The organism is Shinella pollutisoli (genome assembly GCF_024609765.1).
Classification (GTDB): domain Bacteria; phylum Pseudomonadota; class Alphaproteobacteria; order Rhizobiales; family Rhizobiaceae; genus Shinella; species Shinella pollutisoli.
Map to the genome: position 1 here is coordinate 1 of NZ_JANFDG010000052.1, position 13927 is coordinate 13927.

General features: G+C 64.5%; 11 protein-coding genes, 1 tRNA gene and 1 pseudogene. 3 read left to right on the forward strand and 10 right to left on the reverse strand.

The window, feature by feature from the left end:
- Positions 1 to 91, forward strand: a pseudogene (locus tag NNZ72_RS25635) (IS200/IS605 family transposase); the annotation flags it as partial.
- A 94-nt stretch (positions 92 to 185) separates the two neighbouring features.
- On the opposite strand, the gene rpoC reads toward NNZ72_RS25635, so the two are convergent.
- The 10 genes from rpoC to NNZ72_RS24970 form a co-directional block, all read right to left on the reverse strand.
- Entirely contained in the window at positions 186 to 4397 is a 4212-nt protein-coding gene (rpoC, locus tag NNZ72_RS24925; protein WP_257318384.1) for a DNA-directed RNA polymerase subunit beta', read from the reverse strand.
- Between the two features lie 152 nt (positions 4398 to 4549).
- The gene (gene rpoB / locus NNZ72_RS24930) at positions 4550 to 8692 is read right to left on the reverse strand and encodes a DNA-directed RNA polymerase subunit beta (RefSeq protein ID WP_257318385.1); all 4143 of its coding nucleotides are present in this window, start codon (positions 8690 to 8692) and stop codon (positions 4550 to 4552) included.
- Between the two features lie 254 nt (positions 8693 to 8946).
- Entirely contained in the window at positions 8947 to 9324 is a 378-nt protein-coding gene (gene rplL, locus NNZ72_RS24935; RefSeq protein ID WP_257318386.1) for a 50S ribosomal protein L7/L12, read from the reverse strand.
- A gap of 60 nt (positions 9325 to 9384) precedes the next feature.
- Positions 9385 to 9903: a 50S ribosomal protein L10 gene (rplJ, locus tag NNZ72_RS24940; RefSeq protein ID WP_257318387.1), complete on the reverse strand. Its 519-nt coding sequence runs from the start codon at positions 9901 to 9903 to the stop codon at positions 9385 to 9387.
- 337 nt (positions 9904 to 10240) lie between these two features.
- On the reverse strand, positions 10241 to 10936 hold the full coding sequence (gene rplA, locus NNZ72_RS24945) for a 50S ribosomal protein L1 (RefSeq protein WP_257318388.1): 696 nt from the start codon (positions 10934 to 10936) through the stop codon (positions 10241 to 10243).
- A gap of 2 nt (positions 10937 to 10938) precedes the next feature.
- A complete protein-coding gene (gene rplK, locus NNZ72_RS24950) occupies positions 10939 to 11370 on the reverse strand; it encodes a 50S ribosomal protein L11 (protein WP_257318389.1) in 432 nt (143 codons plus the stop codon).
- Between the two features lie 197 nt (positions 11371 to 11567).
- On the reverse strand, positions 11568 to 12098 hold the full coding sequence (gene nusG / locus NNZ72_RS24955) for a transcription termination/antitermination protein NusG (protein WP_119259257.1): 531 nt from the start codon (positions 12096 to 12098) through the stop codon (positions 11568 to 11570).
- Positions 12099 to 12114: 16 nt separating this feature from the next.
- Positions 12115 to 12315 (reverse strand): preprotein translocase subunit SecE, encoded by a 201-nt coding sequence (secE, locus tag NNZ72_RS24960; RefSeq protein ID WP_257318390.1) that lies wholly within the window; start codon positions 12313 to 12315, stop codon positions 12115 to 12117.
- Between the two features lie 193 nt (positions 12316 to 12508).
- A tRNA-Trp gene (locus NNZ72_RS24965) sits at positions 12509 to 12584 on the reverse strand.
- A 124-nt stretch (positions 12585 to 12708) separates the two neighbouring features.
- Complete coding sequence (locus NNZ72_RS24970) at positions 12709 to 12957, reverse strand: hypothetical protein (protein ID WP_257318391.1); 249 nt, start codon at positions 12955 to 12957, stop codon at positions 12709 to 12711.
- 65 nt (positions 12958 to 13022) lie between these two features.
- On the opposite strand from NNZ72_RS24970, the gene NNZ72_RS24975 reads away from it, so the two are divergent.
- Complete coding sequence (locus NNZ72_RS24975; RefSeq protein WP_257318392.1) at positions 13023 to 13229, forward strand: hypothetical protein; 207 nt, start codon at positions 13023 to 13025, stop codon at positions 13227 to 13229.
- 450 nt (positions 13230 to 13679) lie between these two features.
- Positions 13680 to 13927: hypothetical protein (locus tag NNZ72_RS25660; RefSeq protein ID WP_503473620.1), on the forward strand; the 248-nt coding region annotated here is incomplete at its 3' end.

Below are 13927 nucleotides of genomic sequence, written 5' to 3' on the forward strand. Positions count from 1 at the left end.
TGATCAGCAGGTCGTCAGACGTTATATCCGTAATCAGGAAAAGGCCGACAAAGCTTCCGACTTTGCCGACCTCTTTAATCGTAGCTACTAACTTATAACAAAACCGCTTCTAGCGGTTCAAGCGCAGCGTTTCAAACCTCCACCTCTGGTGGAGGTCATGACTCTCGCGTCTGTCGGCGGGCCGTTTACTCGGCCGCGGTTCCCTCGCCGCCGGCGAGCTCCGCCAGCATGGGGGTCGCGGCACCCGCGCCCGTCGACTTGCGGCGCTCGTCGAGAATCATCTCGTCGCGCGCCGTGGCAATGCGGCGGATCTGGGTCATGGTGCCGCCGGTGCCGGCCGGGATCAGACGGCCGACGATGACGTTCTCCTTGAGACCCTGCAGGCCGTCGGTCTTGCCGGCGATCGCCGCTTCCGTGAGGACCTTGGTGGTCTCCTGGAACGAGGCGGCCGAGATGAAGGACGGGGTCTGCAGCGAGGCCTTGGTGATGCCGAGCAGCACCGGCTCGCCATAGGCCGGCTTCTTGCCTTCCTCGATCAGGCGGTCGTTGACGTCCTCCAGCTCGATGCGGTCGACATTGTCGCCGACGATGTAGCCGGAATCGCCGGCCTCGGTGATCTCGACCTTCTGCAGCATCTGGCGGACGATCACCTCGATGTGCTTGTCGTTGATCACCACGCCCTGCAGACGGTAGACCTCCTGGATCTCGTTGACGAGGTAGGAGGCCAGCGCCTCCACGCCCTTGATCGCCAGGATGTCGTGCGGCGCCGGGTTGCCGTCGAGGATGTAGTCGCCCTTCTCGATATAGTCGCCGTCCTGGAGATGGAAGGGCTTGCCCTTCGGGATCAGGTACTCGACCGGCTCGACGCCGTCTTCCGCCGGCTCGATGGTGATGCGGCGCTTGTTCTTGTAGTCGCGGCCGAGGCGAACCGTGCCATCGATCTCGGCGATGATGGCGTGGTCCTTCGGACGACGGGCCTCGAACAGTTCGGCAACGCGCGGCAGACCGCCGGTGATGTCCTTGGTCTTGGCGCTTTCCAGCGGCGAGCGGGCGAGAACGTCACCCTGGGAGACCTTCTGGCCCGGCTCGACGGAGAGGATCGCGTCGACCGAGAGCATGAAGCGGGCTTCGCCGCCACGCGACAGCTTGGCGATGGCGCCGTTCTTGTCCTTGATGACGATCGCCGGCTTCAGGTCCGCACCGCGCGGCGTCGAGCGCCAGTCGATGACCGAACGCTTGGTGATGCCGGTGGATTCGTCCGTCGTCTCCAGCACCGAGATGCCGTCGACCACGTCCTCGAAGTGTACGGTGCCCTCCACTTCCGTCATCATCGGACGGGTATAGGGGTCCCACTCGGCGAGGCGCTGGCCGCGCTTCACCTTGTCGCCGTCGTCGACGAAGATCTTCGAGCCGTAGGCAACGCGCTGCGAGGACCGCTCGACACCGCGCTCGTCAAGAATCTGGATCGCCATGTTGCGGCCCATCGCGACGAGGTTGCCGTCGGAGTTGCGCAGCATGTTGCGGTTCTTGATCTGCACCGTGCCTTCATAGGACGCTTCCAGGAACGACTGGTCGACCACGGTCGCCGTGCCGCCGAGGTGGAACGTGCGCATGGTGAGCTGCGTGCCCGGCTCGCCGATCGACTGCGCGGCGATGACGCCGACGGCCTCGCCGATGTTGACCGGCGTGCCGCGCGCAAGGTCGCGGCCGTAGCAGACGCCGCACACGCCCGTCTGGATCTCGCAGGTCAGCGCCGAGCGGATGCGGACCGACTGGATGCCGGCCTTCTCGATGTCGGCGACATGCGCCTCCTCGATCATCTTGCCGGCCGGGACGATCAGTTCGCCCGAAACCGGATGCAGGATGTCGTCGAGCGCCGTGCGGCCGAGGATGCGCTGGCCGATCGAGGCCACGACCTGGCCGGCGTCGACGATCGCCGTCATCGTGAGGCCCTTGTCGGTGCCGCAGTCGACATGCGTGACGATGCAATCCTGCGCGACGTCGACGAGACGGCGGGTCAGGTAGCCGGAGTTCGCGGTCTTCAAGGCGGTGTCCGCCAGGCCCTTTCGAGCGCCGTGCGTCGAGTTGAAGTACTCGTTCACGGTCAGGCCTTCCTTGAAGTTCGAGATGATCGGGGTCTCGATGATCTCGCCCGAGGGCTTGGCCATGAGGCCGCGCATGCCGCCGAGCTGGCGCATCTGGTTCGGAGAACCGCGGGCGCCGGAGTGCGACATCATGTAGATCGAGTTCATCGGCTTCTGGCGGCCGGTCGCGGGGTCGAACTCGACGGCCTTGATGCGGGCCATCATCTCTTCCGCGACCTTTTCCGTGGCCTTGCCCCAGGCGTCGACGACCTTGTTGTACTTCTCGCCCTGGGTGATCAGGCCGTCATTGTACTGCTGCTCGTATTCCTTCACGAGCGCTTCGGTGTCGCCGACGATCTTCACCTTGGTGTCCGGGATCACCATGTCGTCCTTGCCGAACGAGATGCCGGCGCGGCAGGCATGCGCGAAGCCGAGCTGCATGATGCGGTCGCAGAAGATGACCGTGTCCTTCTGGCCGCAATGGCGGTAGACCGTGTCGATCATCTTGGAGATGTTCTTCTTGGTCATTTCCTGGTTGCAGATGTCGAACGGGATGTTGCCGTTCTTCGGCAGGAGCTCGCCGATGATCATGCGGCCGGGCGTCGTCTCGTAGATCTTCGAGATCGGCTTGCCGTCGAGATCGACGGACTTGTAGCGGCCCTTGATCTTCGAGTGCAGCGTGACGACCTTGTTTTCGAGCGCATGGTGCAGCTCGCCCATGTCGGAGAAGGCCATGCCCTCGCCCGGCTCGTTCTGGTTCATGATAGACAGGTAGTACAGGCCGAGAACCATGTCCTGCGAGGGCACGATGATCGGCGCGCCGTTGGCCGGATGCAGGATGTTGTTCGTCGACATCATCAGCACGCGGGCTTCGAGCTGGGCTTCGAGCGACAGCGGCACGTGGACGGCCATCTGGTCGCCGTCGAAGTCGGCGTTGAAGGCCGTGCAGACGAGCGGGTGCAGCTGGATCGCCTTGCCTTCGACCAGGATCGGTTCGAAGGCCTGGATGCCCAGGCGGTGCAGCGTCGGCGCGCGGTTGAGCAGCACCGGATGCTCGCGGATGACCTCGTCGAGGATATCCCAGACTTCCGGCTTTTCCTTCTCGACCAGCTTCTTCGCCTGCTTGACGGTCGAGGAGAAGCCCTTGGCGTCGAGGCGGGCGTAGATGAAGGGCTTGAACAGCTCGAGCGCCATCTTCTTCGGCAGGCCGCATTGGTGCAGCTTCAGCTCCGGACCGGTCACGATGACCGAACGGCCGGAATAGTCGACGCGCTTGCCGAGCAGGTTCTGGCGGAACCGGCCCTGCTTGCCCTTGAGCATGTCGGAGAGCGACTTCAACGGGCGCTTGTTGGCACCCGTGATGACGCGGCCGCGGCGGCCGTTGTCGAACAGCGCATCGACCGATTCCTGAAGCATGCGCTTCTCGTTGCGGATGATGATGCCCGGCGCGCGCAGCTCGATGAGCCGCTTCAGACGGTTGTTGCGGTTGATGACGCGGCGATAGAGGTCGTTGAGGTCCGACGTCGCGAAGCGGCCGCCGTCGAGCGGGACCAGCGGACGCAGGTCCGGCGGGATCACCGGCACGACCTTCATGATCATCCATTCCGGGCGGTTGCCGGATTCGATGAAGTTCTCGACGATCTTCAGCCGCTTCATCAGCTTCTTCTGCTTCAGATCCGACGTGGTGTCGGCGAGCTCCGAGCGCAGGTCGCCGGCGATCTTATCGAGGTTCATCGAGGCGAGCATCTCGTAGATCGCCTCGGCGCCGATCATCGCCGTGAACTGGTCTTCACCATATTCGTCGACGGCGATCATGTATTCTTCTTCGGAGAGAAGCTGGTTCTCCTTGAGCGCGGTCAGCCCCGGCTCGGTGACGATGTAGTTCTCGAAATAGAGAACCCGCTCGACATCCTTGAGCGTCATGTCGAGCAGCGTGGCGATGCGCGACGGCAGCGACTTCAGGAACCAGATATGGGCGACGGGCGCGGCGAGCTCGATATGGCCCATGCGCTCGCGGCGAACGCGCGACAGCGTAACCTCGACGCCGCACTTTTCGCAGATGATGCCCTTGTACTTCATGCGCTTGTACTTGCCGCACAGGCACTCGTAGTCCTTGATCGGACCGAAGATGCGCGCGCAGAAGAGACCGTCGCGTTCCGGCTTGAACGTGCGGTAGTTGATCGTTTCCGGCTTTTTGATCTCGCCGTACGACCAGGAAAGGATCTTTTCGGGAGACGCGATCGAGATCCGGATGGAATCGAACGTCTGCGCAGGCACCTGCGGGTTGAAAAGGTTCATGACCTCTTGGTTCATGCCTATCTCCTTCGTGGGCCAGTGGCCCTCTGCTTAGCAGCCGATTGCGGCGATACCCGGGTGCCGCAGGCTGCTTGAAACGGATGAGCCGCCCCAGCCTTCCGGCAGGAGCGGAGATGGTGCGCGCCTTTGCGGCGCGCACCCGATCAGGCTTATTCCGCCGCGTCCGGAAGCTGGCCGGCTTCCGCGTTCGGATCGACCTTGGAGTTCTCGAGCTCCACCGACAGGCCGAGCGAGCGCATTTCCTTGACGAGAACGTTGAAGCTCTCCGGAATGCCCGCCTCGAACGTGTCGTCGCCGCGCACGATCGCCTCGTAGACCTTGGTGCGGCCCGCCACGTCGTCCGACTTCACGGTCAGCATTTCCTGCAGCGTGTAGGCGGCGCCGTAGGCTTCGAGCGCCCAGACCTCCATCTCGCCGAAGCGCTGGCCGCCGAACTGCGCCTTGCCGCCCAGCGGCTGCTGGGTGACGAGCGAGTACGGGCCGATCGAGCGGGCGTGGATCTTGTCGTCGACGAGGTGGTTCAGCTTCAGCATGTAGATGTAGCCGACGGTCACCTGGCGGTCGAACTGGTCGCCGGTCCGGCCGTCATAGAGCGTCGACTGGCCGGTGACCTTGAGGCCGGCCTTCTCGAGCATCTCGTTGACGTCCTTCTCGACGGCGCCGTCGAAGACCGGCGTGGCGATCGACACGCCGCGACGGGTCTGTTCCGCGAGGCGGACGATCGACTCGTCGTCGTACTGCTTGATCGGCTCGCCCTTCGGGCCGGCGCCGATGACGCTGTCGATCGTGTCGCGCAGCGGCTTGATGTCGGCGCCCGCCTTGTAGGCGTCGAGCATCTCGCCGATCTGGCGGCCCATCCCGGCGCAGGCCCAGCCGAGGTGGGTCTCCAGGATCTGGCCGACGTTCATGCGCGACGGCACGCCGAGCGGGTTCAGCACGACGTCGACATGCGTGCCGTCCTCCAGGAACGGCATGTCCTCGATCGGCACGATGCGCGAGACGACGCCCTTGTTGCCGTGGCGGCCGGCCATCTTGTCGCCGGGCTGGATCTTGCGCTTCACCGCGACGAAGACCTTGACCATCTTCATGACGCCCGGAGGCATCTCGTCGCCGCGCTGGACCTTCTCGACCTTGTCCATGAAGCGCTGTTCGAGGCGCGACTTGGATTCGTCGTACTGCGCGCGCAGCGCCTCGATCTCGCCCTGGACCTTCTCGTCCTCGACGGCGAACATCCACCACTGCGAGCGGGGATATTCGGAGATCACGGCGTTCGCAAGCTCCGTGCCCTTCTTGAAGCCCTTCGGACCCGCCACGGCGACGTGGCCGCGCAGCATGTCGGTGAGGCGCCCGTAGACGTTGCGGTCGAGGATCGCCTGCTCGTCGTCGCGGTCCTTGGCGAGACGCTCGATCTCCTCGCGCTCGATCGCCATCGCGCGTTCGTCCTTCTCCACGCCGTGGCGGTTGAAGACGCGAACCTCGACGACCGTGCCGAAGGTGCCGGGCGGCATGCGCATCGACGTGTCGCGCACGTCGGAGGCCTTCTCGCCGAAGATGGCGCGGAGCAGCTTTTCCTCCGGCGTCATCGGGCTTTCGCCCTTCGGCGTGATCTTGCCGACAAGGATGTCGCCCGGCTGAACTTCCGCGCCGATATAGACGATGCCGGCCTCGTCGAGGTTCTTCAGCGCTTCTTCCGAGACGTTCGGGATGTCGCGCGTGATCTCTTCCGGCCCGAGCTTGGTGTCGCGGGCCATGACCTCGAACTCCTCGATGTGGATCGAGGTGAAGACGTCATCGCGCACGATGCGCTCGGAGAGCAGGATCGAGTCCTCGTAGTTGTAGCCGTTCCAGGGCATGAACGCGACGAGCGCGTTGCGGCCGAGGGCGAGGTCGCCGAGGTCGGTCGAGGGACCGTCCGCGATGATGTCGCCCTTGTTGAGAACGTCGCCGACGTTGACCAGCGGGCGCTGGTTGACGCAGGTGTTCTGGTTGGAACGCTGGAACTTCTGCAGGCGGTAGATGTCGACGCCGGACTTCGACGGATCGAGGTCCTCGGTGGCGCGGATGACGATACGGGTCGCGTCGACCTGGTCGACGACGCCGCCGCGCCGCGCCGCGATGGCGGCACCCGAGTCGCGGGCGACGACCGGCTCCATGCCGGTGCCGACGAACGGGGCTTCGGCGCGCAGAAGCGGCACGGCCTGACGCTGCATGTTCGAGCCCATCAGCGCGCGGTTCGCGTCGTCGTTCTCGAGGAACGGGATGAGCGCGGCCGCGACCGAAACGAGCTGCTTCGGCGAGACGTCCATCAGATTGATCTGGTCGCGCGGCGCGAGCATCACTTCGCCGGCGTGACGGCAGACGACGAATTCCTCCGCGAAGGAGTTGTCGTCGTTCAGCACCGAGTTCGCCTGCGCGACGTGGTACTTCGCCTCTTCCATGGCGGAGAGGTAGACCACGTCGTTCGTCACCTTGCCGTCGACGATCTTGCGGTACGGGCTCTCGATGAAGCCGTACTTGTTGACGCGGGCGAAGGTGGCGAGCGAGTTGATCAGGCCGATGTTCGGGCCTTCCGGCGTCTCGATCGGGCAGATGCGGCCGTAGTGGGTCGGATGCACGTCGCGGACTTCGAAGCCGGCGCGCTCGCGGGTGAGACCGCCCGGGCCGAGGGCCGAGAGACGGCGCTTGTGGGTGATCTCCGAGAGCGGGTTCACCTGGTCCATGAACTGCGACAGCTGCGAGGAGCCGAAGAACTCGCGCACGGCGGCGGCCGCCGGCTTCGCGTTGATCAGGTCCTGCGGCATGACCGTGTCGATCTCGATCGAGGACATGCGTTCCTTGATCGCGCGCTCCATGCGGAGCAGGCCGAGACGGTACTGGTTTTCCATCAGCTCGCCGACCGAGCGGACGCGGCGGTTGCCGAGGTTGTCGATGTCGTCGATCTCGCCCTTGCCGTCGCGCAGCTCGACCAGCATCTTGACCACGGCAAGGATGTCCTCCTTGCGCAGGATGCGGACCGTGTCCGGAACGTCGAGGTCGAGGCGCATGTTCATCTTCACGCGGCCGACGGCGGAGAGGTCGTAGCGCTCCGGATCGAAGAACAGCGTGTTGAACATGGCTTCGGCCGATTCCATGGTCGGCGGCTCGCCCGGGCGCATGACGCGGTAGATGTCGAACAGCGCGTCCTGGCGGTTCTCGTTCTTGTCGGCGGCGAGCGTGTTGCGGATATAGGCGCCGACATTGATGTGGTCGATGTCGAGGACCGGGATCTCCGCGAAGCCCGCCGACAGGATGATCGGCAGCGACTTCTCGTCGATCTCGTCGCCGGCCTCGAGGTAGATCTCGCCGGTTTCGTAGTTGACGACGTCTTCGGCGAGATAGTTGCCGTAGAGCTCGTCGTCGGTCGCCTTCAGCGCCTTGAGGCCCTTCTCGGCGAGCTGCTTCAGCAGGCGCGGCGTCAGCTTCTTGCCGATCTCGACCACGACTTCGCCGGTATCGGCGTCGACGAGGTCGGAGACGGCCTTCTGGCCCTTCAGCGCGTCCGGGTTGAAGGGAATGCGCCAGCCGTCGCCGTCGCGCTGGTAGAGCGACTTCGTGTAGAAGGTCGAGAGGATGTCCTCGCCGTCCATGCCGAGCGCCATCAGCAGCGACGTCACCGGGATCTTGCGGCGGCGGTCGATGCGGGCGTGCACGATGTCCTTGGCGTCGAACTCGATGTCGAGCCAGGAGCCGCGGTACGGGATGACGCGGGCTGCGAACAGCAGCTTGCCGGAGGAGTGGCTCTTGCCCTTGTCATGGTCGAAGAAGACGCCCGGCGAACGGTGCATCTGGGAGACGATGACGCGCTCGGTGCCGTTGACGATGAAGGTGCCGTTGTCGGTCATGAGCGGCATGTCGCCCATGTAGACGTTCTGTTCCTTGATGTCCTTGATGGACTTGGCGCCCGTGTCCTCGTCGATATCGAAGACGATGAGGCGCAGCGTCACCTTCAGCGGCGCCGCATAGGTGAGGTCGCGCTGGCGGCATTCCTCGACGTCGAATTTCGGCTGCTCGAACTCGTAGGAGACGAATTCCAGCATGGAGGCGCCGGAGAAATCGGTAATCGGGAAGACCGACTTGAAGACGGACTGGAGGCCCTCGTCCGGCCGTCCGCCGGCGGGCTCCTCGACCATCAGGAACTGGTCGTAGGATGCCTTCTGGACCTCGATGAGGTTCGGCATCTCCGCGACTTCGGGGATTTTTCCAAAAAACTTGCGTACGCGCCTGCGACCGTTGAACGAAAGGGTCTGAGCCATCGTCGCTCCTTCAAAATTAAGCATCCGGGCCTGCAACGGACGGGGTTCGCTGGCCAGTCGATCCCGTCGGACATGGGTCGTTTCAATCTCGTCTCGCCTGCGGGGCCACGGGCCGGATTGCCACGATCGCCCTGCGGAAGACCATCCTCTTGAAGAACCCATTACCCAAAAGCCGGTTTTCGCGGCTTTTGGGTAATCCGTTCGGAGGAAAACCGTCGGGAGAGGACGAGGCCCTCTCCCGACGTATTCCGGTATTACTTGACGTCGACCTTGGCGCCGGCGTCCTCAAGCTTCTTCTTGAGGTCGGCGGCTTCGGCCTTGGAAACGCCCTCCTTGACCGGCTTCGGAGCGCCTTCGACGAGGTCCTTGGCTTCCTTGAGGCCGAGGCCGGTGATGGCGCGGACTTCCTTGATGACGTTGATCTTGTTGGCGCCGGCGTCGGCGAGGATCACGTCGAATTCGGTCTTTTCTTCCTCAGCGGCAGCCGGAGCGGCAGCGCCGCCGGCAGCGGCGACGGCGACCGGAGCGGCAGCCGAGACGCCCCACTTCTCTTCGAGCAGCTTGGAAAGCTCGGCGGCTTCCAGGACGGTCAGCGAGGAGAGTTCTTCAACGATCTTTGCGAGATCAGCCATTTTGATAGTTCCTTTTGTTCGGTTCGAACTGGTGTTTCTGATTTACAGCGAAAAACCGCCTCAAGCGGCTTCGTCCTTCTTGGCGTAGGCTGCAAACACCCGGGCAAGCTGGCTTGCCGGTGCTGCAACGACCGTGGCGACGCGCGTGGCCGGGGCATTGAGAAGGCCCAGCAGCTTTGCACGCAGCTCGTCGAGCGAGGGCAGGGTCGCAAGCGACTTGACTGCTTCCGCGTCGAGCGTGGTCGAGCCCATGGCGCCGCCGAGGACAACGAGCTTGTCGTTGGTCTTGGCGAAGTCCATGGCAACCTTCGGAGCGATCATCGGGTCATTGGCGTATGCAATGAGCGTCTGACCCTGGAAGAGATCGGTGATCCCTTCCGACTCCGTACCCTGAAGGGCAATCTTGGCCAGGCGGTTCTTCGCGACCTTGACGGTACCGCCCGCTGCACGCATCTTCGAACGAAGATCGTTCATCTGTGCAACGGTGATGCCGGCATAGCGGGCCACGACAACCGAACCGGAAGCCTTGAAGACTTCGTTCAGCTCCGTGACGAATTCGCGTTTTTCCGCTCTTTCCACTGCCTATCTCCAGTTGACAGGACCGTGAATGCTCACGGGACCTGCCGGGTTTGCCTTTGCCGCCAGGGATCTTCTTGAAAAGATCCCGAGCGACGCTCAAGGATCCTGTCCCCCCGCGCTCGATCCTAAGACCGCGGCACAGGCAAGGTAGGTTCGAACCGAATTCCGGCGCCATCCGGCGCTGAGTGAAATCCAGGTCTTACCCGTCTCATGCAGGCACAAGTGATTAAGGCCTAACCACCTGCAATCTCGGACAGGAGTTCCGGGTTTCCCCGGAAATTCCCGGCCAGACCGGCCGGGAATTCGTTTGCGGTCCGGCGCGCCGGACCGAAGAAAATCAGGCCGAGACCGACGACGGGTCGATCTTCACGCCCGGGCCCATCGTCGAGGAAATCGCGACGCGCTTGACGTAGTTGCCCTTGGCGCCCGACGGCTTGGCCTTGATGACGGCATCCGCGAAGGCCTTGATGTTCTCTTCGAGCGCCTTGGCGTCGAAGGAGGCCTTGCCGACGCCGGCATGCACGATGCCGGCCTTCTCGACGCGGAACTCGACGGCGCCGCCCTTGGACGCCTTGACGGCGCCGGCGACGTCCATGGTGACCGTGCCGACCTTCGGGTTCGGCATCATGCCGCGGGGGCCGAGCACCTTGCCGAGGCGGCCGACGAGCGGCATCATGTCCGGCGTGGCGATGCAGCGGTCGAAGTCGATCTTGCCGCCCTGGACGATTTCCAGCAGGTCTTCCGCGCCGACGATGTCGGCACCCGCAGCCTTGGCCTCGTCGGCCTTGGCGCCGCGGGCGAAGACGGCGACGCGAACGTCGCGGCCGGTGCCGTTCGGCAGGTTGACGACGCCGCGGACCATCTGGTCGGCGTGGCGCGGGTCGACGCCGAGGTTCATGGCGACCTCGACGGTCTCGTCGAACTTGGCGGTCGCCCGTTCCTTGACGAGGGCGATGGCGTCGGTGAGGCCGTAGAGCTTGGCCGGATCGACGCCTTCACGGATCTTCTGGATGCGCTTTGCGAGCTTGGCCATGATCAACCTACCACTTCCAGGCCCATGGCGCGGGCGGAGCCCTCGACCATTGCCATCGCGCCTTCGAGATCGGCGGCGTTGAGATCCTTCATCTTCGCTTCGGCGATCGACTGGATCTGCGCCTTGGTGAGCTTGCCGATGGCGGCACCCTTGCCCGGGGTCTTCGAGCCGGACTGGATCTTCGCTTCCTTCTTCAGGAAGTAGGTCACCGGCGGCTGCTTCATGATGAAGGTGAAGGACTTGTCCTGGTAATAGGTGATGACGACCGGGATCGGCATGCCCTTTTCCATTTCCTGCGTGGCGGCATTGAACGCCTTGCAGAACTCCATGATGTTGATGCCGCGCTGACCAAGCGCAGGACCGATCGGCGGCGACGGGTTCGCCGAGCCGGCCTTGACCTGCAGCTTGAGCTGGCCTGCAACTTTCTTAGCCATTTCTCTCTGCCTTTCAGACTGTGGCCGGTCGCCCGGCCCGTGATGCCGGCCCGAAAGCCGGCGGCTGCGGTTGCGTGGTGCGGTCGAGGCGCCCGGCTTCAGGCCGCCTGCCCTCCCACGCGATCGGCGGGATCACCCGCCACCGGCATCAGGATGCCGGATTTCGGACGGGCGGCATCGAACGATGCCGCCGGAATTCAGATTTTCTCGACCTGGGCGTATTCCAGCTCGACAGGGGTGGCGCGGCCGAAGATCGACACCTCCACCTTGAGGCGCGAACGCTCCTCGTCGACGTCCTGGACGATGCCGTTGAACGAGGCGAAGGGACCGTCGGAGACGCGCACCTGCTCGCCGATCTCGAAGGAGACCGAGGGCTTCGGCCGGTCGACGCCGTCCTGCACCTGCGAGAGGATGCGCTCGGCTTCCGAATCCGGGATCGGAACCGGCTTGTTGTCGGAACCGAGGAAGCCCGTCACCTTCGGCGTGTTCTTGATGAGGTGATAGGCCTCGTCCGTCAGGTTCGCCCGGACCAGCACGTAGCCGGGGAAGAACTTGCGCTCGGAATCGACCTTGCGGCCGCGCCGCACCTCGACGACCTTCTCGGTCGGCACTAGGATCTTCTCGAAGAGATGGTCGAGGCCCTTCTGGCGGGCCTTGTTCTCGATGTCCTCGGCGACCTTCTTCTCGAAATTCGAATAGGCGTGGACGATGTACCAACGCGAAGCCATGTTCATCTCCAACCAATCACGCGCCGGCGTTCAGGATCAGGCCGATCAGCCAGCCGATCAGCTGGTCCGACGCGAAGAAGAACAGCGCGGCGATGAAGACCATGACGAAGACCATGACGGTCGAGATCATCGTCTCGCGCCGCGAAGGCCAAGTCACTTTCGACGTCTCGGAGCGTACCTGCTGCAGAAACGCAATCGGATTCGTTTTCGATGCCATTGAATGTCCACGCCATTACGGCGCGTAAAGCCGAACTCTCAGCCCCACGCACCGCGTGTCTGTTTTGCCCTACATAAAGCCCGAATCGCCTTTTCACAAGAGGCAACCGGGCTTTTCGCGATTTGAGACGGAGCCACCCGTCGCCCCATCCTCGCCCGTCGCTGCAAGCCTCTCGCGCTGACCGGGCGGACGATGGCAGGGGCAGAGGGGCTCGAACCCCCGACCTGCGGTTTTGGAGACCGCCGCTCTACCAACTGAGCTATACCCCTGGACGCCCCGCCGTCCGGTCGGAAACACCGCCGTCCGCCGAGGCATGGCGTCTTTACGGCGCGGGGACGGACTTGGCAAGTCCGGGGAGGAGATTTTTTCGCGCCGTCCCCGCGTCCTTTCCGCCTACCAGCCAAAGGCGAGCCGCGCCCGGACGGAGCCCACCGTCTTGCTGCCGCGCCGTTCGACCGCGGCGCGCAGATTCAGGCAGTCGAAGAGCTTCTGCTCCAGGGCGACGGACGTGCCCACGCTGCGGTCGCTGATCGCGCCGGAGCCGGTGGCGACCAGCGCCGTGCCGGTCGACGGCGCCTGCACCTCGGCCCTCTGCGTGACGCGCAGGGCGCCGCGATCGCCGGTGCGCGCATTCCCGTCCATCGCCACCGACGGCTCGACCACGACGTCGACGCGGGGCGATCCAGCGGCGCGAAAGGCCGGCGGACGTGGTGACGGTGCCGGTCATCGGGTTGTATCCGGCGCTGACGCGGCGCTGGGCGCCCGAGGCGGCGGAACCGCGCATCTCCGCCCAGAAGCGGGCATTGTCCTGCGTCGGGCGGATCCGGCCGGTGGAGGACGTGGTGACGGAGAGGTCGACGCCGGCGCCGGCGTCGGAGCCCGGCGCCGCCCTCGCCCCCATGCGCAACCGGTAGGCATGGCTCGACAGCTTCGACGGCGAGAAGATCAGGAGGGACTCCTCGCCCGCCCGCGCCGGGGCGGGCGGGGCGACGATCGGAATCGCGGACAGGGCGAGCGCGAGGCGCGCCGCGCGTGCGGAAGGCTTCATGGAACGGACCCATCGGTTGGTTGTCGTCTGGCACGCGGCGCGACCCTCCGGTCCGCCGCATGCGTGAAGCGCCGCGCAACATTCAGGATCTCTCCCGATCCGCGGGACGCCGGGCCCACCGGGGCCGTTCGCCGAAGCGATGCGACAAACCTAAATCGATTTGCCCGGGATCTCCATCCCCAAAACTGGCGAGTTATTCCCGCCTGCTAAAGGATGCCCCCGAAATGCAGAAGGCCCCGCGGTTTCCCGCGGGGCCTTGCTTAAAGTCGATGGTCCGAGGCTTACTCGACGATCGAGGCGACGATGCCGGCGCCGCGTGCAAATCGCGCTTGCGCGCCATTTGCATATTCCTGCTTCCGTCGGCAGGCTCGCGGCATCAACGCTTCGATCGTTACTCGACGATCGAGGCGACGATGCCGGCGCCGCGTGCAAATCGCGCTTGCGCGCCATTTGCATATTCCTGCTTCCGTCGGCAGGCTCGCGGCATCAACGCTTCGATCGTTACTCGACGATCGAGGCGACGATGCCGGCGCCGACGGTGCGGCCGCCTTCGCGGATGGCGAA